Annotated in this window: 1 protein-coding gene; it reads left to right on the top strand. The window is 41.5% G+C overall.

The window, feature by feature from the left end; genetic code table 11:
- Nucleotides 1-276: 276 nt before the first annotated feature.
- Nucleotides 277-802: DUF547 domain-containing protein (locus ACS8FD_RS19155; protein ID WP_439277027.1), on the top strand; the 526-nt coding region annotated here is incomplete at its 3' end.

The following is an 802-nucleotide window of genomic DNA, read 5'->3' as shown; positions in this document are numbered from 1 at the left end:
AGGGTAGTAGTTGTGGCGGTGCTTTAGAAGAAGAGACAGAAACGTAGTTTAGGATTGTTTTTAACCATTTTTGTTTAACACACCTCAGTCATTCTTAAATAAAAATTCACGAGTTTTACTCCAAGCGATTGTTATAAATTTTTTGTAGCCTCTGTCTGTGAATGCGCCGCAAGCAAAAAAATTTACATCAGTAGCAATGTAATACTTTTAGACCAAATCTACTATGTCAGTAGCTACGGAGCGCGTTCCATGTTTACCAATAAGGCACTTTTATCTATGACCTCAATATCTATGGTCTCAACGACCAAAGCTCTTCTCGCTGCCACAATTATGCTATCGAGCGCCGCTTACGCTGATTTTAATCACAGTAGCTGGGATAGTTTGCTGGACAAAAACGTCACTATGACCAATGGCGGTAAAGCGTCTGTGGTCAACTATGCTGGCATGAAAGCAGACAACGGCAAGTTGAGTAGCTATTTGAATGCCACAAGCAAAGTCAGTCAGGCAGAATTTAACCGCTGGAATAAAGATGAGCAATTGGCCTTTTTAATCAATGTCTACAATGCTGCTACGATAGAGCTGGTGCTCATAAAATACCCTAATATCAAATCCATTAAAGATATCGGTGGACTACTAAGCTCACCATGGAAGCAAGACTTTATTCCGCTACTTGGCAAAACCCGTTCGCTAGATGATATTGAGCATAACCTTATACGCGGCTCAAAACGTTATAACGAACCGCGCATTCATTTTGCGGTCAACTGCGCCAGCATTGGCTGTCCAGCCTTATTGGACGATGCTT

The organism is Psychrobacter sp. 1U2 (assembly GCF_051847575.1).
The sequence above is the reverse complement of the archived record's forward strand: the minus strand, read 5'-3'. Positions and strand labels throughout refer to the sequence as shown.